21 protein-coding genes are annotated in these 21,912 nt (G+C 63.6%); 2 read left to right on the top strand and 19 right to left on the bottom strand.

The annotated features are described in order from the left end of the window. Window positions 1–55 precede the first annotated feature (55 nt). From fabZ to folK, 17 genes are all read right to left on the bottom strand, one after another. Window positions 56–541, bottom strand: coding sequence for a 3-hydroxyacyl-ACP dehydratase FabZ (gene fabZ / locus CFR80_RS01075; RefSeq protein ID WP_029329365.1), 486 nt, complete (start codon window positions 539–541; stop codon window positions 56–58). A 90-nt stretch (window positions 542–631) separates the two neighbouring features. After that, window positions 632–1,768, bottom strand: coding sequence for a UDP-3-O-(3-hydroxymyristoyl)glucosamine N-acyltransferase (gene lpxD, locus CFR80_RS01070; RefSeq protein ID WP_110507026.1), 1,137 nt, complete (start codon window positions 1,766–1,768; stop codon window positions 632–634). Continuing rightward, entirely contained in the window at window positions 1,728–2,570 is an 843-nt protein-coding gene (locus CFR80_RS01065) for an OmpH family outer membrane protein (RefSeq protein WP_010513825.1), read from the bottom strand. Before CFR80_RS01065 ends, lpxD begins: the two co-directional genes overlap by 41 nt. A gap of 7 nt (window positions 2,571–2,577) precedes the next feature. Next, window positions 2,578–5,001, bottom strand: coding sequence for an outer membrane protein assembly factor BamA (gene bamA, locus CFR80_RS01060; protein WP_039732741.1), 2,424 nt, complete (start codon window positions 4,999–5,001; stop codon window positions 2,578–2,580). 192 nt (window positions 5,002–5,193) lie between these two features. After that, complete coding sequence (gene rseP, locus CFR80_RS01055) at window positions 5,194–6,303, bottom strand: RIP metalloprotease RseP (protein ID WP_110507025.1); 1,110 nt, start codon at window positions 6,301–6,303, stop codon at window positions 5,194–5,196. Window positions 6,304–6,351: 48 nt separating this feature from the next. Continuing rightward, the gene (gene dxr / locus CFR80_RS01050; protein ID WP_010513829.1) at window positions 6,352–7,509 is read right to left on the bottom strand and encodes a 1-deoxy-D-xylulose-5-phosphate reductoisomerase; all 1,158 of its coding nucleotides are present in this window, start codon (window positions 7,507–7,509) and stop codon (window positions 6,352–6,354) included. A 44-nt stretch (window positions 7,510–7,553) separates the two neighbouring features. Continuing rightward, window positions 7,554–8,426, bottom strand: coding sequence for a phosphatidate cytidylyltransferase (locus CFR80_RS01045; RefSeq protein WP_373636443.1), 873 nt, complete (start codon window positions 8,424–8,426; stop codon window positions 7,554–7,556). Further along, window positions 8,395–9,069: a polyprenyl diphosphate synthase gene (gene uppS / locus CFR80_RS01040; RefSeq protein ID WP_010513832.1), complete on the bottom strand. Its 675-nt coding sequence runs from the start codon at window positions 9,067–9,069 to the stop codon at window positions 8,395–8,397. Before uppS ends, CFR80_RS01045 begins: the two co-directional genes overlap by 32 nt. A gap of 126 nt (window positions 9,070–9,195) precedes the next feature. After that, a complete protein-coding gene (gene frr, locus CFR80_RS01035; protein WP_010513833.1) occupies window positions 9,196–9,762 on the bottom strand; it encodes a ribosome recycling factor in 567 nt (188 codons plus the stop codon). Window positions 9,763–9,838: 76 nt separating this feature from the next. After that, window positions 9,839–10,582, bottom strand: coding sequence for a UMP kinase (gene pyrH, locus CFR80_RS01030; RefSeq protein WP_010513834.1), 744 nt, complete (start codon window positions 10,580–10,582; stop codon window positions 9,839–9,841). Between the two features lie 116 nt (window positions 10,583–10,698). Beyond that, window positions 10,699–11,613, bottom strand: a complete 915-nt coding sequence (era, locus tag CFR80_RS01025; protein ID WP_010513835.1) for a GTPase Era — start codon at window positions 11,611–11,613, stop codon at window positions 10,699–10,701. Then, a complete protein-coding gene (gene rnc / locus CFR80_RS01020) occupies window positions 11,610–12,380 on the bottom strand; it encodes a ribonuclease III (RefSeq protein WP_010513837.1) in 771 nt (256 codons plus the stop codon). Before rnc ends, era begins: the two co-directional genes overlap by 4 nt. A gap of 2 nt (window positions 12,381–12,382) precedes the next feature. Then, window positions 12,383–13,189: a signal peptidase I gene (gene lepB / locus CFR80_RS01015; RefSeq protein ID WP_010513838.1), complete on the bottom strand. Its 807-nt coding sequence runs from the start codon at window positions 13,187–13,189 to the stop codon at window positions 12,383–12,385. 126 nt (window positions 13,190–13,315) lie between these two features. Next, a complete protein-coding gene (gene acpS / locus CFR80_RS01010) occupies window positions 13,316–13,729 on the bottom strand; it encodes a holo-ACP synthase (protein WP_010513839.1) in 414 nt (137 codons plus the stop codon). Between the two features lie 3 nt (window positions 13,730–13,732). Further along, window positions 13,733–16,018: a RelA/SpoT family protein gene (locus tag CFR80_RS01005; RefSeq protein WP_010513840.1), complete on the bottom strand. Its 2,286-nt coding sequence runs from the start codon at window positions 16,016–16,018 to the stop codon at window positions 13,733–13,735. A gap of 63 nt (window positions 16,019–16,081) precedes the next feature. Continuing rightward, entirely contained in the window at window positions 16,082–16,477 is a 396-nt protein-coding gene (rpoZ, locus tag CFR80_RS01000; protein WP_010513841.1) for a DNA-directed RNA polymerase subunit omega, read from the bottom strand. 81 nt (window positions 16,478–16,558) lie between these two features. Further along, window positions 16,559–17,095: a 2-amino-4-hydroxy-6-hydroxymethyldihydropteridine diphosphokinase gene (gene folK / locus CFR80_RS00995; protein WP_010513843.1), complete on the bottom strand. Its 537-nt coding sequence runs from the start codon at window positions 17,093–17,095 to the stop codon at window positions 16,559–16,561. A 194-nt stretch (window positions 17,096–17,289) separates the two neighbouring features. Here folK and CFR80_RS00990 point away from each other — a divergent pair, with 194 nt between their 5' ends. Further along, window positions 17,290–17,898 carry a LabA-like NYN domain-containing protein gene (locus CFR80_RS00990; RefSeq protein WP_010513844.1) on the top strand — a complete coding sequence of 203 codons (609 nt, stop codon included), beginning with the start codon at window positions 17,290–17,292 and terminating at the stop codon, window positions 17,896–17,898. A 54-nt stretch (window positions 17,899–17,952) separates the two neighbouring features. Here CFR80_RS00990 and CFR80_RS00985 read toward each other — a convergent pair whose 3' ends face one another. Then, a complete protein-coding gene (locus CFR80_RS00985) occupies window positions 17,953–19,449 on the bottom strand; it encodes a malate:quinone oxidoreductase (protein ID WP_010513845.1) in 1,497 nt (498 codons plus the stop codon). Window positions 19,450–19,813: 364 nt separating this feature from the next. Next, window positions 19,814–20,767, bottom strand: coding sequence for a bifunctional enoyl-CoA hydratase/phosphate acetyltransferase (locus tag CFR80_RS00975; protein ID WP_010513847.1), 954 nt, complete (start codon window positions 20,765–20,767; stop codon window positions 19,814–19,816). Window positions 20,768–20,952: 185 nt separating this feature from the next. On the opposite strand from CFR80_RS00975, the gene CFR80_RS00970 reads away from it, so the two are divergent. Further along, on the top strand, window positions 20,953–21,828 hold the full coding sequence (locus CFR80_RS00970) for an NAD(P)-dependent oxidoreductase (protein WP_010513848.1): 876 nt from the start codon (window positions 20,953–20,955) through the stop codon (window positions 21,826–21,828). The last annotated feature ends 84 nt before the right edge of the window (window positions 21,829–21,912 follow it).

The raw sequence follows: 21,912 nt of genomic DNA, 5'->3' as shown, positions 1-21,912 counted from the left end.
GATGCCGGCCGTCCCACCGGAACAGGACCAGTGCCGCCACCCGTTTCCCGCGGGATTACCCCATTATCATGGCGCTGAACGTTGCTTCCGCAACGGAAACACCATCAACCCGCGCAATGCCCTTGAACTTCCAGACATTCGCACGGCTACGTTCTTTTTCGACATGAATGCGCAGCTGGTCACCGGGACCGACGGGACGGCGGAATTTCGCACCATCGATCGTCATGAAGTAAACCAGCTTGCCCTCGAATGCCGGGCCAAGCGTCATGACCACCAGGGTCGCGGCCGTCTGGGCCATCGCCTCGATGATCAGCACGCCGGGCATAACGGGGCGTGCAGGGAAATGCCCCTGGAAATGCGGCTCGTTGACCGTGACATTCTTGATGCCGACCGCCGACTGCCCCAGCACGATATCAACCATGCGATCAATCAGCAGGAAGGGATAGCGATGGGGAATCGCTTCCATGATCCGCATGATGTCTATCGATTCCAGCGTTGCGGGTGCCGCGTCTGCCGGGAGTGCCTCTACTTCTTTATCCACGTCGTCCAACCACTTGTTCGGCCCGGAAAGCCCCCGCACCAGACGGAACAGCGGCCTCCTGCCGGTTGAATATGCTATGGCACCGGGCGATCAGGCCTTATCCGCCTTTTCCCCGCCTCCATCCTGCGTCGTTTTTTTGGCCATCCGACGCAGAAAGGCCACGTTCCGGAAAAACTCCCGGAATGGCATGGCCGGACTGCCGATCACATCGGCCCCGGCCTCCACATCGGACATGACACCACACTGCGCGCCGATCCGGGCTTTGGTCCCGATCTTGATATGCCCGATCAGCCCTGCCTGGGCCGCAACCGTCACGAAATCACCAAGTTCGGTCGAACCCGAAATGCCAGCCTGCGAGACGACGATACAGCACCGTCCCAGCCGTGCATTATGGCCAATCTGCACCAGATTGTCGAGGCGTGAGCCAGCCCCGATCACCGTATCACGAATGGACCCGCGATCCACGGTGGAATTGGCCCCGATCTCCACCCCGTCTTCCAGAATGACCCGGCCAAGCTGGGGCACGCTTTCGAATCCTTCAGGTGTCACGGCAAAGCCGAACCCGTCCTGCCCGATGCGCGCGCCGGGCAGCAGCGTGACACGTTCGCCCAGCAGGGCATGGGAAATGGCGACATGCGCGCCAATCCGGCAGCGCGCGCCGATTTCCACCCCACTGCCGATACTGACATGGCTGCCGATATCGGCACCCGCGCCAATCCGCGCCCCGTCCCCCACCACGGTGAAGGCACCGATCGCGGCGCTCGGGTCGATTTCGCATCCGACCCCGATGATGGCGGACGGGTGAATGCCCGGAAGGACCGGCGGCGGTGGGTAGAACAGGGACGCAATGCGCGCCCATGCCTGATACGGTGCCTTGGATACCAGCACTGCCGCATGGGGGGGCACCTTGTCAGCGAAGGCCGGGGCGACGATCACGGCACCCGCGCCCGTTCCCTCAAGCAGGGGCAGGTAGCGCCGGTTATCCAGAAAGCTGACCTGATCGCGGGTTGCGGACTGCAACGGCGCGATGCCGGTGAACGCATGCCCGTCCCCCGCGCCATCGGCCGCGCCGCGCAGCTCGGCGCCACTGCACTGCGCCAGCTGGTCCAGCCCGAACGGCCCCTGCGTTACGAAAAACCGCGGGTCGCCCGGCACGTTATCCGGCGTCACTGTCATGAAACCGGCCTTAATGCTTGGCAGGCGGGGTGGACGCCGCGCGGTCGGCATCCGCCGTGGTCGGCATCGTGCCCGACTTGGCCAGTACTTCGGGGTCCACATCCGCCGCAGGGATAAAGACCGTCGGCAGCACGCCATTCAGCTGTGTCGCCACCTGCTGGGTGATATCAAGACCTTCCTGACTGAGGGCGACCTGTTCACGATGCAGCACCAGATTCATGCCGCGGCTGCTGGCAACCGCACGGATGATCTGGACCAGTTCGCGTTCGATCTGCCCCAGCGCCACCTGGGCGGCTTCCTGGATCACGCGGTTGCGGTTGCGGAAATTCTTCTGCGCCGCCAGCACGCGTTCCTGCAGCTTGCGCTCGCTGCTCTGGATCTGGTCGGATGACATGGTCTTGGCCTGCCCCTGCAGCTTCTGCTGCTCGTCACGCCAGCTGGCCTGTTCCTTCTGGGCATCGCGGGCCAGATCATCACGGCGCGCGCCCAGCACACGTTCGGCCTGCTGTGCCGCCGATGACATGCGCATGACATCCGGCACGCTGATCACGCCAATGACGGGAGCGGGCGGCGGTGCACTCTTGGGCACGTCCGGCGCCTTGGGCACGGGCGGCTGCGGCAGGATGGGCGGGGTCTGTGACTGCGCTTCCTCGCTGTCGGATGACGGCGCGGGCAGCTGCACGGGGGCGGGCGCCTCATGTTGTGCGGGACGGGCCGCAGGCTGGGCCGCCTTGGGCACAAACCAGCCCGCATTCCCGCCAGAGCCCTGCGCATGCGCGCCCGATACGGCCTGATATCCCCACCCGAGCAGAGCGGTTGCGGCAAGCAGACGAATGCCGGATTTACGCAACATTATCACCTCAGAATTGTTGGCCGAAGCCGAAGCGGAGCAGCTGGGTCCTGTCGTTTGTTCCCTTGTGCAGGGGAACACCCAGATCAATATTCACAAGCCCGAACGGACTCTTCCACGCAATACCCACACCCGTCGAGACAACGGGTGTCAGCGTATCATCATAGACCGGCGTATATTTGGGCCAGTCCTTCATGGAGGTATAGCGCCGGCGGACACGCAGCCCGTCCAGCCCGCCCATATCCACGAAATACCGTCCCTTGATCCCCATGGCCGATGCGAACGGAATGGGGAAATCCACCTGCGCGGAGGCCGTGTACATGAACCGGCCACCCAGGAAGTCCTGCTGCGAATGCATCGGGTTCCCGTCACGCGCGGGGATGGCGTAGCTTCGCGGACCGACGCCACCATCCATGAAGCCGCGTAGCGAATTACCACCAAGATAGAAGTTATCGATGATGTCGCTGCGCCCGCCACCCCAGTTCATGATGTCGCCCGCACCCGCGCGGAAGCTGACGGTCCAGTCATGGTTGCCCATGATACTGTCAAGCGGGATGTAATAGGCGGCATCCACCTTACCACGCAGGTAACGTTCATTCCCGCCGATACCGGCGAAGTCACCACCCACACGTACCACGAAACCTTTATGCGGCTGCTGCCTGCGATCACGTGTATCGTATGTCAGTGTGGTGCTCAGCTGCGACAGCAGCGACCAGCCGTTCTGATCCTGCACATAATAGGACGAATCGGACCACGTATCCCCGATCTGACGGTCGGTCAGCGTATAGCTCCACGACTGCGACAGATGGTTGTTGTACGAATACCCCATGCGCAGCGTGATGCCGTACCGCCCTTCCGAATAGCTCTGGTAGGTCATGTAGCGGTTCTGGATACCGAAAATGTCGATACCAGCCACCAGGTTGCGGTTCAGGAAATACGGGTCGGTCAGTGAAATGTCGGCCTGATCTTCGTAATACGCGGCCGTGCCGGTGAAGCCGGCGTCGATGCCGGTACCCAGCAGGTTATGCTGCTTCAGCCCGAGATTTCCCAGCACGCCGGCATCGGTCGAGTACCCGCCACCCAGCGAGAATTCGCCCGTCGGCTTTTCCACCACGTCGGCCGAAATGTTGACCTTGTCCGGCGCGGACCCCGGGGTCTGGTCGATCGAGACGGTCTTGAAGAAGCCAAGATCTTCCAGGATCAGCTTGGAATACTTGCGGTCCAGCGGCGTGTACGGGTCGCCTTCGGCCATGGGCAACTGCCGCCGGATGACCTTGTCCTCGGTAATGGTGTTGCCGTTGATGTCGATCCGCTCGACATACATCCGCGGGCCTTCGCTTATGTCAAACAGCAGGTTGACGGTGCGCTTTTCCGGGTTACGGGCAATTTCGGGATGGACCATGGCGAAGGGATAGCCCTTGCCCTGCAGCATTTCCTGCATATCCGTCGCGTTATGCTGGATGGCGCTGCCGTCATACCACTGTCCATGGAACAGCGAGATGTACTTGCGCATGGACTCCGCGCTGACATGACGCAGGGACGAGCGCACATCCATCTTGTTCAGGCGGTAACGCGGGCCTTCTTCCATCGTATAGGTGATGTAGAAGCTCTTGCGGTCAGCCGACAGTTCGCCCGTGGCGTTCTTGATCTGGAAATCGACAAAGCCGTTTTTCAGGTAAAAACGATGCAGCAGTTCGGCATCATACTTGATGCGTTCGGGATTATACTGGTCGCTGGAGGCAAAGAACCGGTACCAAGCCGTTTCCTTGGATGACACGACCCCGGCCAGCCGCGCGCTGCTGAAGGCACGGTTCCCTACGAACGTCACCTTCTTGATTAGCGTCTTCTGCGCTTCGTTGATATGGAAGATGACATCGACGCGATTATGCGCAAGACGGATGATCTGTGGCGTGACGGTGGCCGCGTAACGGGCCTTTTCCGCATAGACGCCAAGGATCTTCTGCCGGTCGGCGGAAATGCCCTGCGGGGAATAGACCGCGCGCGGACGAAGCGAGATGACCTTGGTCAGGTCCTCGTCCTTGGCCGAATGGTTACCTTCGAACACGATGCGGTTGACGATCGGGTTCTCGACCACGTGCACTTCCAGCACGTTGCCCACGCGCTTGAGCGTGACGTCATGGAACAGGCCCGTGGCGTACAGGGTCTTGAGCGAACGGTCGAGCAGATCCTGATTGAACCGGTCGCCGGGCTGGACAACCATGTATGACAGGATGGTGCTCGTCTCGATCCGGCTGTTGCCCTTGATGTCCACGGCTTCGATCGGATCTTCAAGCGGAGGGGGCTTGATCGCCTCCACCTGCGGTTCCTGGGGCTGCTGCTCCATGCCGCCTGCAGGTGCCATATCTCCGCCGAATGGCGTGTTCTGTGCTGCTTCATCCTGTGCATGCGCGCCCGCTGTCCAGAACAGCGGCATAACGCAGGCAGACGCAAGCAGCGCTGAACGTTTACTCGACAAAATCGCTATTCCTCACCATTCGGCATGCGGATCAGCCATGCATTATGACCGGATGGAGGGCCGGCTCCCTTCCTGTCATGTATCAGTCTTCGTGGCGGACCTATCCGATATACGCCACACTGTGCAAGCACTTGTGTCACCCGCTGCACCTTAGCCCTGTCCGGCGCGCGAGGCGAGCCATTGGAACAGGCCGAAATGTGACAGATCGTTAAAGGTTGAAAATAAAAATAGTCCGGCAATCAGTGCGAAGCCGGCCTGAAAGCTGACTTCCTGAACCCGGCGTGAAACCGGCCGCCCCAGAATAGCCTCAAATACGTAAAATACCAGCCGTCCCCCATCAAGAATCGGCACCGGAAACAGGTTGATCAGCCCGAGGTTGATCGACAGCAGCGCCATGAACGACACAAGGCTGGGCAACCCGTACTGCGCCACCTGTCCCGACATCTGGGCAATGCGCAGCGGACCGCCCAGGTCCTTGGTGCTGTGCCGGCCCGTAATCATCTGCCACAGCCCTTCCAGCGTCTGGACGGACACATGCCATGTTTCCCTGATGGCGGAAACAAACGCATGAGGCAGGGATTGCGGCTTGCCCATCTCGGCAGCGAAGGACACGCCGATCTGCCCGTGGCGGTCGCCACCCTGTTCCTGTGCCACGCCGATATGGACCGGCAGCGTCTGGTCTGCGCCATTGCGCCGGACGGTCAGCGTGGTCTGGGCATCCGCCTGACCGCTGACGAAGGATTGCAGGTCGGTCACGTCGCGCACCGTATGGTCGCCCACGCGCACGATCACGTCACCCTTTTCCACCCCGGCGCTGGCGGCAGCACTGCCGGGCATGACCTGGGCAACCTGATTGAGGATGTGCGGCTGCCCTGACGTTGCGAACAGGCCGGTAAACAGCACGATGGCCAGAAGGAAATTGAAGACCGGCCCGGCCATGATCACGATGGCCCGGGACAGGACCGGCTTGTCATGAAATGTCCGTCCGGGCTGCCAGGCGGCTTTCTGTTCCTCGGTCGCGTCTTCCGGTCCTTCGAATCCGTGGGGACGGACATATCCGCCCAACGGCACCGGGCACAGCCGCCATTCCGTGCCCACGCTGTCATGCCAGCGCAGGAGCGGACGGCCGAAACCGATCGAAAAGACCTCGACATGTACCCCGCGCCAGCGCGCGGCAAGGTAGTGACCAAGTTCGTGAATAAAAACCAGCACCCCCAGCACGAGGGAAAAAGCCAGAACAGTCCGGATCAGATCATGCATGAACGCTACGCTATCTCCCGATGGCCCGAAAGGCCATCCAGAATCATATCAGGCCGCGCGGGCAACCGTACGCTGGCGGGCCACACGTCGGGATTCATTATCCCAGTGCAGCACCTCTTCCAGCGTATCTGCGCGCTGCGGCCCGATTGATTGCATCACATCCTCGACGATCCGCGCAATATCCAGAAAACCGATTTCGCGCTTCAGGAACGCCTCGACCGCAATTTCATTCGCCCCGGACAGGATCGCAGGCATCGCGCCACCCACCCGCAGGGATTCGCGCGCAAGGCGCAGGGCGGGGAAGCGGACCTCATCCGGGGCCTCGAAATCAAGGCGCGCCAGGGCTGCAAGGTCCAGCCGGGGGGAATTGGTGGGCATGCGTGCAGGCCACGCCAGCGTATGGGCGATGGGAATGCGCATGTCAGCCGAACCAAGCTGCGCCACGATGGACCCATCGGTGTACTGCACCATACCATGCACCACTGACTGCGGATGCACGACCACGCCCAGCTTGTCCTCGGTCACGTTGAACAGGCGCGCCGCCTCGATCAGTTCCAGCCCCTTGTTGAACATGGTGGCGGAATCGATGGTGATCTTGGCCCCCATGGTCCATGTGGGGTGCTTCAGCGCGGCCTCCAGCGGGGCTTTTTCCATTTCCTCAAGGCTGGCACGACGGAACGGGCCGCCCGATGCGGTCAGGATGATCTGCTCGACCTCATCCGCCTGCTTGTCGGCCATGGACTGGAATACGGCATTATGCTCGGAATCGACCGGCAGCAGCGTCGCCCCGGCATCCGCCACGGCCCTGAGCATGACGTCACCAGCGCAGACCAGCGCTTCCTTGTTGGCCAGTGCCACGGACCTGCCGTTACGCACGGCCGCCAGCGTCGGCTCCAGCCCGGTTGCCCCCGTGATTGCCGCCATGGTCCAGTCCACCGGCAGGGCCGCCGCCTCGATCACCGCGGCGCGGCCACCAGCGGTTTCAACCCCGCTTCCGGCCAGCAGGCGTTCCAGTTCCGGCAGCAGGCTTTCATCGGCGATCACCGCGCGCCGCGCGCCCAGTGCACGGGCCTGTTCCGCCAGCCTGGCGACATTGCGGCCACCAACCAGCGCGCCGGTGCGGAACTGGTCAGGCGCCTGCAGCAGCAGGTCCACCGTGGAACAGCCGATGCTGCCCGTACTGCCCAGAACGGAAACTGTTTTCATTGTAACGTCATTCCCCAAAACTTTTCGTGGCCCCGGCCATCGCTTCAGTGCAGACCCACATACCAGAAAGCAATGCCGCCAGTAGCGCCCAGCGACAGCAGGGCCGCCATGGGGGCAGCAACCAGCAGGCCGTCAAAACGGTCCAGCAGCCCCCCGTGTCCGGGCAGGATCGTGCCCGAATCCTTAACATTACAGGCCCGCTTGAGGGCACTTTCCCCCAGATCCCCTATCTGGGCCGCAATCGCCACCAGGCCACCGAACAGCGCCCCGCGCCACACGGCCCCAGGCAGCGCACCGGGCAACATCACTGCAATCAGCATGCCACCCAGCACAGCACAGCACATTCCGCCGATGGAACCCGACCATGTCTTGGCCGGGGAAATGCGCGGAGCCAGCTTCGGACCGCCAAACACCCGTCCCGTCATGTAGGCCCCGGTATCGCTCAGCGCCACGCACGCAACCAGAAACAGGACAACCCCCGCCCCCGGCTCGCTCATGTACCGCAGCCACAGAAGCGACAGTCCGGCGCAGCCGATCGCCACCTGTCCTGCCCATAGCGCCGGTCCCAGCACGACAGCCGCCACCATGACCAGCAGTGCCCCGCCCCAGTGGCCGGCCAGCGCCGTGCCCCCGACACACGCCGCCCATGCCAGACAGAGCTGTCCACGCCGCGTCTCCAGCCCGGAACCGAACAGCCGCGCCCATTCCATGGCCATGCCCGCCATGGCCAGCACGATCAGCGCGCCATACAGCAGGCCACCCGCCCACACGCACAACGCCACGCACGGCACCAGCACGGCGGCTGACAGGACACGTGCACGCAGGTCTTTCCAGTTTCCTGATTTTTTCCCCGCCACGCCAGCGGGCGCCGCCCCCGGCGCAGCTTCAGGCCGGTCGCGCACCGAATCGCCTTTCACGCCGTGAATAGATATCCAGCACGGCATCGAAATGCGTGGCGTCAAAATCCGGCCACGGAATATCAAGAAAAACCAGTTCGGCATAAGCCGACTGCCATAAAAGGAAATTGGACAAGCGACACTCCCCGCTGGTCCGCACCACAAGGTCAGGGTCGGGCATGCCCGCCGTCAGCAGGGCGCTGGCAAAAAGGGTTTCGTCAATATCGCCGGGCTGCAGTTCCCCTCGCGCCACGGCCTGCGCCATGCGACTGGCGGCCTGCACGATATCCGCCCGCCCGCCGTAGGACAGCGCCAGCACCAGCACCAGACGGGTGTTGTCACGTGTCGTGTCCTCGGCACGGCGGGCTTCTTCCTGAATATCGACGGGAAAGCGGGCAAGGTCGCCAATCACCCGCAGCCGCACCCCTTCGCGCGACAGTTCGGCCACCTTGTGCCGCAGGTAATAGCGCAGCAGGCTGGTCAGGTCAGCCACCTCACCCGGGGCGCGACGCCAGTTTTCGGATGAAAAGGCATACAGGGTCAGCCACCGCACACCCCGTTTCGTGGCGGCGCGGACGGTCCGCTGCACGGCCTCCGCCCCTGCCCGGTGCCCTGCCAGCAGCGGCAGGTTGTGCATGCCGGCCCATCGACCGTTTCCATCCATGATGATGGCGACGTGTTCCGGCAGGCATGGTTGGGGCGAAGCTGGTTGATCTAACCCGGACAAGACCTGATTGCCCCTTCAGTCACGCACACGATGGAGCACAATGGTTACGGTGTTCACGGGCTATCAGACCTGCTTGATCTCGCGTTCTTTTTCAACCAGCAGTTCATCAATGCGCTTGACGTACTGATCGGTCAGCTTCTGGATCGCGTCCGACCATGTCTTGACATCGTCCTCGCTGATCTCGCTGCTTTTTTCCAGCTTCTTGGTCTGGTCCATGCCATCACGGCGCACGCCGCGCACGGCAATCTTGCCATTTTCGGCGTACTTGCCCGCGGCACGGGCCAGTTCGTTACGGCGTTCTTCGGTCAGCTGCGGAATGGGCACGCGCACGGTCTGCCCGTCGGCCGCCGGGTTCAGGCCAAGACCCGCATCCCGGATCCCGCGTTCAACCGCGCCCACCAGAGTACGGTCCCAGACCTGTACCGTCAGCATGCGCGCCTCGGGCACGGCGATGGAGCCAACCTGTGTCAGCGGCACTTCACCACCATAGGCTTCCACGCGCACGGGTTCCAGCAGCGCCGGGCTGGCGCGGCCCGAACGCAGGCCGGCAAAGTCACGACGCAGGCTTTCAATGGCGCCGTCCATACGGCGGGTCAGATCCGCCAGCAAGGTTTTCTGATCGACAGACACTGTGGCCCTCCTTTTTCAGTTCTTGATCCGTCAGGCATGGCCGTCCCCATATACGGGCGACGGGAATGCCCCGGTTTCAGTCAGCCGCCACGATGGTGGTGAAACGCCCCTCGCCCCGCATGACACGGGTAAAGGGGTCTTTTCCATGAATATTGAATACCACGATAGGCAACCGGTTTTCACGCGCAAGGCTGATTGCCGCTGCATCCATGACATTCAGGTCATTGGCCAGCACGTCACGGTAGGTCAGCGTGTCAAAGCGCTTCGCATCGGGCACCTTGCGTGGATCAGCGGAATAGACGCCGTCAACCTGCGTGCCCTTGAACAGGGCGTTGCATTCCATTTCCGCAGCACGCAGCGCGGCGCCCGTATCGGTCGTGAAAAAGGGGTTGCCGGTCCCCGCGGCAAAGATCACGACGCGCCCCTTTTCCATATGCCGCACGGCGCGGCGGCGGATATAGGGCTCGGCAATGGAGGACATGTGAATGGCGGTCATGACCCGCGTCGGCACGCCATGGCGTTCGAGCGAGTTCTGCATGAGCAGCGCATTGATGACGGTGGCCAGCATGCCTGCGTAGTCACCCTGCGCACGGTCCATGCCGCGGGCGGCAGCGGCCACGCCACGAAAAATGTTGCCACCACCGATAACCAGGCAGACTTCAATTCCGGTCCGGGCCACGGCTGCCACATCGGCTGCAATGGCATCGACGGTAGCGGGATCGACCCCGTATGATCCGCTGCCCATCAGGGCTTCCCCCGATACCTTCAGCAGGACACGCTTGTAGGAGGTGGGAGCTTGGGGTTTGTCGGACTGGGTCATTGGTCCTCGGCGCAGGTCAGGCAAACAGGGCTAGGGACGGGCAGGCCGCCCGGCCATGCCCTGTCATATAGAGGGATGCCCCCCCCCACAAGCCGATGTACCCCTCTTTTGAGGATTCAGGACGCATCATCCAGGCCGATAGCGCGCAGGCGCGCGCGCTCCTCATCCCATCCCGCGCGTTCCTTCACGTTCAGGAAAAGATGGCATTTACGCCCCAGAAGGCGGGTCAGTTCATGTCGCGCCTTTTCGCCGATGGTCCGAATCCGCCTGCCCCCTTCCCCGATCAGGATGGCCTTGTGCGAGGCCCGCGCCACGTAGATCGTCACCTCAATGCGCACCGACCCGTCGGGCCGTTCCTGGAATCCCTCCGTCTCTGCCGTCGCGGCATAGGGCACTTCCTCATGCGTCTGCAGGAATATCTGCTCGCGCACCAGTTCGGCGGCCAGCAGGCGGTCCGGCAGGTCGGTCAGGTCATCCTCGGGATAAAGATAGGGGCCTGCCGGCAGGTCGGCTGCCAGACGGTCCAGCAGGTCATCCACGCCTTCGCCCGAACGCGCGCTGACCATGAACACATGTTCGACCGGCAGGATGGACGACAGTTCCGCCGTCAGCGGCAGCAGCGCGTCACGTCGGACAAGGTCGGTCTTGTTCAGTACCAGCCACAGCCTGCGCTTCTGTTCCGCAAGCCGGGTCGCTATCGCGCGCAGGGCATCGGTCATGCCCGCGCGCGCATCAACGATCAGCAGCGTGATGTCGGCATCGTCCGATCCCGTCCATGCGGCGGCGACCATGGCGCGGTCCAGCTTGCGCCGTGGCTGGAAAATGCCCGGCGTGTCCACCAGCAGGATCTGCGTATGATTGCGCATGAGGATACCCAGCACCCGGAAACGCGTGGTCTGCGCCTTAGGGCTGACGATGGAAAGCTTGGTACCCGCCATGCGGTTCAGCAGCGTGGACTTGCCCGCATTGGGTGCACCCACAATGGCCACGAAGCCACAGCGTGTCGTGTTGTCGTGATCCTGCATGGTCATTGTCCCTTGCGGTCGGTAGAAGAAGCGGCCTGTCCATCCGCGCCAAGCTGGCGCAGCAGGTCCGATGCGGCATCACTTTCAGCCGCGCGCTTGCTGCCCGCGATCCCCTGCCCGGTCCTGCCCTGCGCATCCACTGCAATGACGAAACGCGGCGCGTGCGATGGCCCGTCAGAGGACACGACACGGTACTGTGGCAGCGGCAGGCCACGCCCCAGCACCCATTCCTGCAATGCGGTCTTGGGGTCCTTGGGCGGGCGGGCCTGGGCCACGATGGAGTCATTCCACATTCGCCGCACGAAGGCGCGGGCGGGGGCCAGACCACCATCCAGGTACATGGCCCCCAGTATGGCCTCGACCGCATCAGCCAGCACATTGGCCATCTGCCGCACGCCCGCGCGGGCTTCGTGTTCGGCCACATCCAGCGCCGACTGCAGCCCCATGGCATGGGCCACCTGCGCCAGCACCGTGCGGGAGACAAGGTGCGCATGACGCGGGCCAAGCGCACCTTCCTGCTCATCGGGGAAGCGTTCCAGCAGCCATTCGGCCATAAGCAGGCCAAGTACCCGGTCGCCAATGAACTCCAGCCGTTCGTTGGACCCGGCCCCGCGTTTTGCCGTGCTCTGCCGCGTGCGGCGTCCGCCATTGCGTTCATGCGCGGCCGAGCGGTGCGTGAGCGCGCGCAAAAGCAGGTCGGCCCGCGTGAAATGATAGTCCAGACACGCCTCCAGCCGGGCGATTTCCGCCGCAGGCACGCGTTCGGCGTCCATGATCAGTGAACCCCCATGAACAGACGGTTCCAGCGGATCTCGACCGGCCAGTACCAGACCTGCCAGAAAGGATGGGCGTTATCGACCGACATGAATATCCACTTGGCCTGCCCCACCAGGTTTTCCATCGGAACGAAGCCGAGGTCCTGCGGTTCGTCACCCATGAAGCGGCTGTCGGCGCTGTCATCGCGGTTGTCGCCCATGGCAAAGAAATAACCCGGCGGCACGACGTATTCCGGGGTGTCGTTCTTTCCCCCTTCATCCGTCAGCTTCAGGATATCGTGGGCGACCGGGCCGTGGCCACCGCTGCCGGGCAGGATCTCGCGGTAGCGGTCACCTTCCATGCGGGTGCGGTGTTCGTCTATCGCGGTGTATTCGCCTTCGGGCTCACGCGGGACTTCCTGCCCGTTCAGAATCAGCTTTCCCGCGCGCATCTGCACCGTATCGCCCGGCAGGCCAACGATCCTCTTGATGTAATCGATCGACGTGTCCTTGGTGAAACGGAACACAGCCACATCACCGCGGTGCGGGGTACTGTTGAAGATCCGTCCCTCGAACAGGTTGGGCGAACCGGGCAGCGCATAATGCGAATAGCCGTAGCTGTATTTTGCCACCCACACGTAATCCCCCACCTGCAGCGTCGGGATCATGGAACCGGACGGAATATTGAACGGTTCGAACAGCACCGTGCGCACAGTAACGGCCAGAACCCCGGCAATCACGACGGTACGCACCAGTTCCAGCAGCCCCCCGTCCCGACGCGCGGCATCAGGCCCCGATGGGGAGGAAATCGTCTTGTTATCGTCCATTGGCATAATTGTTCTTCAATCCGGATCTGGCATCGACCGGACACGGGGCGCCGGACGAATAACGTGCGGATCAAGCCCACGCACCCCCCGCCTGTCAAGCATTGCCCATGCGGGCACGACAGGTGGTCAGGCTGCGCTGGCCTTTTCCGCCATGATCATGACCTGCGCGAAGGCATAGGGGTGCTCATCGGTCATGGTCAGGAACACCTGCGCCACAAGCCCGTCGGGCACCAGTGCGTGCAGCCGCACCAGCGCCCCACCCGTCAGCCGCATGACCGGCTGGCCCGTCGGCAGGTTCTCGACCCCCATGTCACGATGGAACACGCCCCGCGAAAAGCCGGTTCCCAGCGCCTTGGCGCAGGCTTCTTTCGCCGCCCACCGCTTGGCAAAGGTTCCCAGCCGCGCAGGCCCGTACCTGCGGGCGGCGGCGGCGCGTTCGGACGCGGTGAAAACGCGTTCCTCGAACCGTGTGCCGTGCCGGGCGAGGACGGTTTCAATCCGCCGTGCGTCACACAGGTCGGAGCCAATGCCGATCAGCATGGCCTATCCCCTGGCCCGTTCAACCTGCACCACGCCACGCGCCGCGCGCAGCGCCACCATGATGGTTGTCAGGTGGCGCAGGTCCCGCACCTCGATATCCGCAAGGATTTCCATGAATTCAAGCTGTCGGTTGACGATGCGCAGGTTGACCAGCACACCTTCATGCTTGGCGGCGATATTGGTCAGCGTCGCCAGCATGGCCGGTTCATTGGCCGTCACCACGCTCAGCCGTCCGGTATAAAGGCCGGTGGCATTGCGCGCGATCAGGTCATAATCCCAGTCCAGATCCATGAACCGTTCGGGGGTGGCGGCAAAGGTCTCCAGCGTCTGGCACCCCAGCGTATGGACCGTGATCCCCTTGCCGGTGGACACGATGCCCACGATCCTGTCGCCGGGCAGCGGGTGGCAGCACCCGGCGAAATGCACCGCCATGCCGGCACCCACGCCCGCCAGCGCCATGCCCGCCGCAGGCTTGCGCCGCCCGGCCGCTCCGCCGGGGGACGCCGGGGGCGCGCGCATGGACAGGCCCGGCACCATGCGCGGCGCACGCGGCGCGCGACGCAGCTCGGGATAGGCCAGTTGCACGACTTCCCGCGCGGACTGGTTGCCATTGCCCACCGCGACATACAGGTCGGGCACCGATTGCAGGCGCAGGTCCTTGAGCAGGCTGTCCAGCACCTTTTCCGACCCGTCCACCCCTTCCTGCCGGAAGGCCTTGGCCAGCGCCACGCGGCCGCTTTCCAGATGGGCCTCGCGCTGCTGCAGCGCCACATGGCGGCGGATGCGCGCACGCGCCTTGCCAGTGACGACAAAACGTTCCCACGATGGCGAGGGCGTGCCCCCGCGCGCGGTCATGATCTCGACCTGATCGCCGTTCTGCAGTTCATGGCGCAGCGGCATGAGGCGGCCATTGATGCGCGCGCCAACACAGCTGTCGCCCACCTGGCTATGCACGGCATAGGCAAAATCAACCGGCGTCGCCCCACGCGGCAGCGAAATCAGCTGTCCCTTGGGCGTGAAGCAGAACACCTGATCCTGATAAAGTTCGAGCTTGGTATTCTCAAGGAACTCATCGGGCGCAGCCGAGTCCTCAAGAATATCCAGCAGGTCCTGCACCCAGCGCAGGCCGGACACGACGCCCTTTGCTTCCCTGCTGCCGGCGGCATCGGGCACCTGTTTATACAGCCAGTGCGACGCGACACCATTTTCGGCCACATCGTGCATTTCCGGCGTGCGGATCTGGACCTCGATCTTCTGGTTACGCGGGTGGCGCAGGGTCACGCCGGTATGCAGGCTCTGGTAACCATTGGCTTTAGGGGTGGAGATATAGTCCTTGAACCGCCCCGCAATCACCGGATAGGCGGCATGCACCGCGCCAAGCGCCACGTAACAGGCCTCACGCGTTGGCACCATGATGCGGAACGCCATGATATCGGACAGCTGTTCAAAGGCGACGTTGCGCCGCTGCATCTTTTCCCAGATGGAATAGGGCGTCTTTTCCCGCCCGGTGACCTCCACGCCTTCCAGCCCGGCTTCCGCGCACAGGACCTGAAGCTCGCGGCGGATTTCCTCAATCACGTCCGCGCCCTGCCCGCGCAGATAGTTCAGGCGCGCACGGATGGTCGCCATCGCTTCGGGCTCAAGCGCCGCGAACGACAGGTTCTGCAGTTCCACCTTCACCTTGTCCATGCCGATACGGCCGGCAAGGGGGGCGTAGATTTCCATGGTTTCGCGCGCGATGCGCTGCCTGCGGTCCAGGCGCTGCACATAATGCAGCGTGCGCATGTTATGCAGGCGGTCGGCCAGCTTGACCAGCAGCACGCGGATGTCGCGCGACATGGCCAGCACCAGCTTGCGGAAGTTTTCCGCCTGCTTGGTCCGGTCGGACTGCAGTTCCAGCCGCGTCAGCTTGGTAACGCCATCCACCAGTTCGGCAACGGTATTGCCGAATTCCGCGCGCAGCTGCTGCTGCGTTACACCCGTATCCTCGATCGTATCGTGCAGCAGGGCCGTAATGATCGAGGCGGAGTCCAGATGGAAACCCGCCAGTATGTTGGCGACGGCAAGCGGATGGGTAATGTACGGATCGCCGTTGTCGCGGGCCTGCCCCGCATGAGCGGCCTTCGCCACCTCAAAGGCGCGGCGGATCAGGTCCGTATCGGCGCCGGGATCATATGCCAGGATGCGACGGATCAGGCCGTCACATGAAACCACGCGTTCTCCTTCCCCCCGCGTGGCGGGAAGGGCGGCAGCGCCTGCCGTCACTCCACCCGTGACAGGCACGGGCATGGAGGAAGATGTCGTTTCCGATCTGACCGGGTCAGTCACCTTCCACCCTTTCGTCAGAAGATGTTACCGGCCCCGTCCACTCAGGGCCGCCTCAACCGAGGCCTCAAGTTCTTCAGCCGACATGCCGCCGCTGGAATTGCGTGCCTCTTCCTCGGCCGAGACATCCTGCAGGCCGAAGATGTTCTGTTCGGTCGGGATCAGGTCGACCACTTCCTCATCGGCGGGCTCCGGCTCCGGCGCGCGGGCCAGCGAGCGGACGAGGTCGCTGCGGATCTGGTCCAGACTTACGGTCTGGTCAGCGATCTCACGCAGGGCGACAACGGGGTTCTTGTCGTTGTCACGGTCAATCGTCATTTCCTCGCCACGGGACAGGGCGCGTGCGCGCTGCGCTGCCAGCAGCACCAGTTCAAAACGATTGGGAACCCGCTCAACGCAGTCCTCGACAGTGACGCGTGCCATCAGGCCTGAACTCCGGTTATTAATTGGTTGTGTTGATCAGAATTTACCTTACTACCCGTGCGCCTGTCCCGATGCAAGCATTCAGTCAGCCCGCGCGGGCATGGGCGTGATCTCCTGCCCCGCGACGGCGGGCAGAAACGCATCGATTCCCCGCCCCGTCACCGGGTCGCGCCAGTCGGGCATGACATCACGCAGCGGCAGCAGCACGAAGGCGCGTCCGGTCGCGCGCGGGTGCGGCAGAACGGGGTCGGGAGCAGCGCGCACAAGGTCGCCCATGGTGATGATGTCCAGGTCCAGCGGGCGGGCGGCGTTCACCACCGTGCGCCTGCGTCCGGCCTCGGCCTCGATATCATGCAGCCGCGCCAGCAGCCATGCCGGGTCCACCCGTCCCGACAGCCGCACGACTCCGTTTACATAGGGGGGCTGGCCCGAAGGGGGGACCGGCGCGCTTTCATACCAGCGCGATACCGCCACCACCGACAGGCCGGGCAGGCGCGCAAGCCGGTCAACCGCCCACAGACAGGTCTCGGCCGCAGTTTCACCACTTTCACGGGGTAGATTCGCACCCACCGCAATTGTTATATCATTCATGGCCGGCGCAGATTGCAGCATTGTCATGTGAAAACAGTGTTCCAGACGGTTACCGTCAGTTAGTAATCCCCGCGTAGGGAACTTTCAAAAAGGATGTGGCTTCATATACATGCAAGTGCCATTGCTGCCAGACAACTTTCACCGCGATGCAGAATACATGCAGCGCGAAATTTAACACGGCCGTGACGTATTCACTTTTCTTTTTCAGGGACTGACCATAAATGTTTTTTCAACCTCAGGAGCGGCTATGCCTGTTTATAGACGGCACCAGCCTGTATTCCGCATCCCGCAACCTTGGATTTGAAGTCGATTACCGCAAGTTACTGCATTTTTTCCGTTCCAAGTCGAATGTACTGCGCGCCTATTATTATTCCGCCGTCCTGGACACCGAGGAGTATTCCCCTCTCAAGCCGCTGACCGACTGGCTTGTCTACAACGGCTATACCCTTGTCACAAAAAACGCGCGGGAGTTCATCGACCATAATGGCCGCCGCCGCGTGCGCGGCAACATGGATGTGGAACTGGCGGTGGACATGATGGAAATGGCCCCGCATATCGACCATGCCGTGCTGTTCAGCGGGGATTCGGATTTCCGTCGCCTGCTGGAATCCATGCAGCGTCAGGGCGTGCGCACCACCGTGGTCGGATCGATCAAGACCTCGCCCCCCCTGATTGGCGATGAACTGCGCCGCCAGGCGGACCAGTTCATTGAACTGGCGGATATCGCAACCCATTTCATGCGCCGCCATATCGAAAACCGGCCGCCCCGCAACGCTACCCCGCCCGTACGCCACCCCGCCGACCAGATGAGCGAACACGACGAGGACTGACACACACCGCACCCCGCCCGCCACACAGTGGCCGGGCGGGGTTTTTCGTCGGGTTCAGCCGTCCAGCTGCAGTGCCGCGCGCGTGCGGTCACGCACCTGCGCGCACAGGGCCGCATCCTGCCCCAGCTTGACGCCGTAGGAGGGGATCATTTCGCGCAGGCGGGATTCCCATTGCGGCAGACGGCCGCCAAAGCAGCGCTGCAGCACCGTCAGCATGATCGGCGCCGCCGTGGACGCCCCGGGGGATGCCCCCAGCAGCCCGGCGATGGAGCCACCCGCACCCGTCACGACCTCGGTCCCGAACTGCAGCACGCCACCACGCTTTGCGTCCTTCTTGATCACCTGAACGCGCTGGCCCGCGGTAATCAGTTCCCAGTCTTCCTTGCGCGCAGTGGGGACAAAGTCACGCAGCGCCTTCAGCCGGTCCTCGCTGGACTGCATGACCTGCTGGATCAGGTATTTCGTCAGCGGCATGTTGTCGCGCGCCACCGCCAGCATCGCCCCGATATTGTCCATGCGGATGGAACGCGGCAGGTCCAGCCATGAACCCTGCTTGAGGAACTTGGTCGAGAACCCGGCATACGGCCCGAACAGCAGCCCGCGCTGCCCGTCAATCACGCGCGTGTCCAGATGCGGCACCGACATTGGCGGCGCCCCCACGGATGCCTTGCCATACACCTTGGCATGGTGCTGTTGCACCACCTCGGGGTTGGTGCAGCGCAGGAACTGGCCGCTGACGGGGAAACCGCCAATACCCCGGGCTTCGGGTATGCCGCTTTTCTGCAGCAGGTGCAGCGCGCCGCCGCCCGCGCCAATGAACACGAATTTGGCGCGCACCCGGCGTTCGCCCCCGCCATGCACGGCGCGGACGGACACATCCCATTCATTATTGCCCGCGGGCTTGAGGTCTTCCACCTCGTGCGCAAGGTTGAGGTCAAAACCCGGCTTGCCCTGCAGCAGGCTGATCAGGCGATGGGTCAGCGCGCCGAAGTTCACATCCGTGCCCGCCGGATGCCATGTGGCGGCCAGCGGCTGTCCCGGCTTGCGGTCCTGCATGACCAGCGGCATCCACTGGCGCAGCTGCCCTTCATCGGTGGACAGCGACATGCCCGCAAACAGTGGGTGTTCCTGCAGCGCCGCATGGCGGCGGCGCAGGAAGTCAACGTTTTCGGGGCCCCAGACGAAGCTCATGTGCGGAATGGGGTTCAGGAAATCGCGCGGCGAAGCGATCTGTCCCGTTTCCACCAGATAGGACCAGAACTGGCGTGAAACCTGAAAGGCCTCGTTGACGTTCACGGCCTTGGAAATATCCACCACCCCGTCGGGACGGAGCGGCGTGTAATTCAGTTCGCACAGGGCGGAATGGCCGGTGCCGGCATTGTTCCAGCCATTGGAACTTTCCAGCGCCACGTCATCCAGCCGCCCGAACAGGCCAATGGACAGGCTCGGTTCAAGCTGGCGCAGGAGCGCGCCCAGCGTTGCACTCATGATTCCGCCACCAATCAGGACCACGTCGTACGTGGAAGCGGCAGAGGAGGGATTCGAGGTCATGGCATTCTCCGGATCGGCATCGGAAACCCGCTGCGTGGCTGTTCATCGGCTGGACCGGGCAGCCACCCGGCGGCGCGGGGAACCCGGCCTGATTGCACGTTCATGTCAGTTACCGGCATGGTGACCGGCACCCGGCGCATGGGGGCATGACCCTCACACCACCGGACAGTCGTCAGCCCTTTCCTTGCCACCATGTTCGCCAGGGCGGGGCATCATCTCTGCGCGAGGACGGCAACCTGCCCCGCCGCGCAGGGGGCCGGACACCACGGTTCATACCGCGCCCGCCGCCCGGAAAACGTCCCCGCCCGCAAGGACAACATCGCGCGAGCGGGCCGCCCCTCCTTACACGCATCACGTATGACCGTCATCCGCATTGATCCATGCAGGCCGCGGGATTCCCGCCATATCCCTGCCGGATCATGACTGCCGCCACCATGCATGACAGCACGCGCACCGGCACGGGGTCCGCGCGGCTGGTCAGGATGACGGGCACGCGCATGCCCATGACGATGCCCGCCGCCCGCGCCTGACCGATAAAGGTCATCTGCTTGGCAAGGATGTTCCCCGCTTCAAGGTCGGGCACCACCAGTATGTCCGCCTGCCCCGCCACGGGGGAAACCACGCCCTTGCACCGCGCGGCCTCGGGGCTGACGGCGTTATCAAGCGCCAGCGGGCCATCCAGTACCGCGCCGGTAATCTGTCCGCGCTCGGCCATCTTGCACAGGATGGCCGCATCCAGCGTGGAAGGCAGGTCGGGATTGACCATTTCCACTGCCGACAGGACCGCCACCTTTGGCAGCCCGATACCCAGCATGTGACCAAGGTCGATGCTGTTCTGGACAATGTCGCGCCGGGCATCCAGGTCGGGGGCGATGTTCACCGCCCCGTCGGTCACCAGCAGCACGCGCGGGGCCTGCGGCGCATCCAGAACGTAGACGTGGCTCATGCGCCGGGTCGTGCGCAGGCCGCCGTCATGGTGGCCCAGTTCGTGCAGGAAAATGCGCGAATGCAGCGACCCCTTCATCAGGGCCGCAACCGTTCCCTCCCGCGCCATGCGCACACCCTCTCGCGCGGCGTCGCCATCGGTGGACACGTCAACGATACGGCAGCCCGACAGGGTAATGCCCGCGTCCTTCGCCATCTGGCCGATCCGGGCAGCGGGGCCGATCAGCACGGGCGTGGCCAGGGCCGCCTGCGCAATGTCGGATGCCGCCTGCAACGCCGGCACGCTGCAGGGATAGACCACGCCAAGCGCCATGGGCGGATGGCCGGAAAGGGTCCGTGCAAGATCGTCAAAAAAATGCAGGCTGCGCATCATGTCTCCTTCCCGTGACGGACCGAGTGCGGGCACCTGATTGCCACAATCCCCCCCGATCCCCCGGCATCATCTTTATGCGAGGCATACCCGCCGCGCGTCATCGGGGCGTGACGTCATGCCCGCTATTGCCCACATTCAGGCACTGGCCACCGGGCCATCACGCAACAGGTTTAAGGAGAACCCGCATGTCCACCGCTCCGCTGATCGGTTTTGTCGGATTTGGGGCCATGGCGTCCCGCATGGGGGCCAATCTGTCCAGGGCCGGCTACCGGATCGTGGCCTATACCCCGTCGGGCAAAGGCGGCGATGGCAGCACCCGGTTCGTGCCCACGCCGCGCGCGCTGGCACAGGAAGCCGATATTGTCCTGGCCTGCGTGCCGGATGATGAGGCACTGGACAAATCCATGAACGGCCCCGATGGCGTGCTGGCAGGCATGAAGTCGGGCGGCCTGCTGATCAACACCAGCACGGTGGCGCCCGAAACCTCCGTCGCGCTGGCGCAGTCGGGTCAGGCGCATGGCATCACCATCATCGACGCCCCCGTGGCCGGCAGCACGCCGGAAGCGGAATCGGGCAACCTGATCGTGCTGGCCGGTGGCGCGGCGGCCGACATCAGCCGTGCGCAGGGCGTGTTCGACGCCATCGGCCGCCTGACCATCCATGCCGGCCCGGTGGGCAGCGGATCGAAGCTGAAGCTGGTCATCAACGGCATCATGGGCGCAACCCTGGCGGTCGTGGCGGAAGGCGTCACCTACGGCCTCGCCTCCGGGCTGGATCGCGGCATGCTGTTTGACGCGCTGGATGAAGTGCCGGTGATTTCACCGCACCACAAGCGCAAGCTGAAGGCGGCGAAGGCGGGGGATTTCAGCCCGCAGTTCCCTGCCCGCCTCATGCAGAAGGACATGCGCCTGCTCATGACCGACGCGGCGCGCCAGACCGCGCCCCTGCCCGCCATGGCGGCAGCAACCCAGAGCCTGTCACTGACCCGCCGCCGCCACCCGGACGAGGATTATTCCGCCCTGTTCGCCGTTATGGAAAGCATGGTGGCCAACACGCCCTGAACCCCACCAGCCAGGAAATTTTCTGGTGAAGCTGCTAAGGGGGTGCCCGGAAACGTCCGTCATTTCCGCCAGCGAACTGTTGTG

Source organism: Komagataeibacter oboediens, assembly GCF_003207815.1.
GTDB lineage: Bacteria > Pseudomonadota > Alphaproteobacteria > Acetobacterales > Acetobacteraceae > Komagataeibacter > Komagataeibacter oboediens.
Note: the sequence above shows the minus strand (reverse complement) of the source record. Positions and strands in the feature narration are given on the sequence as shown.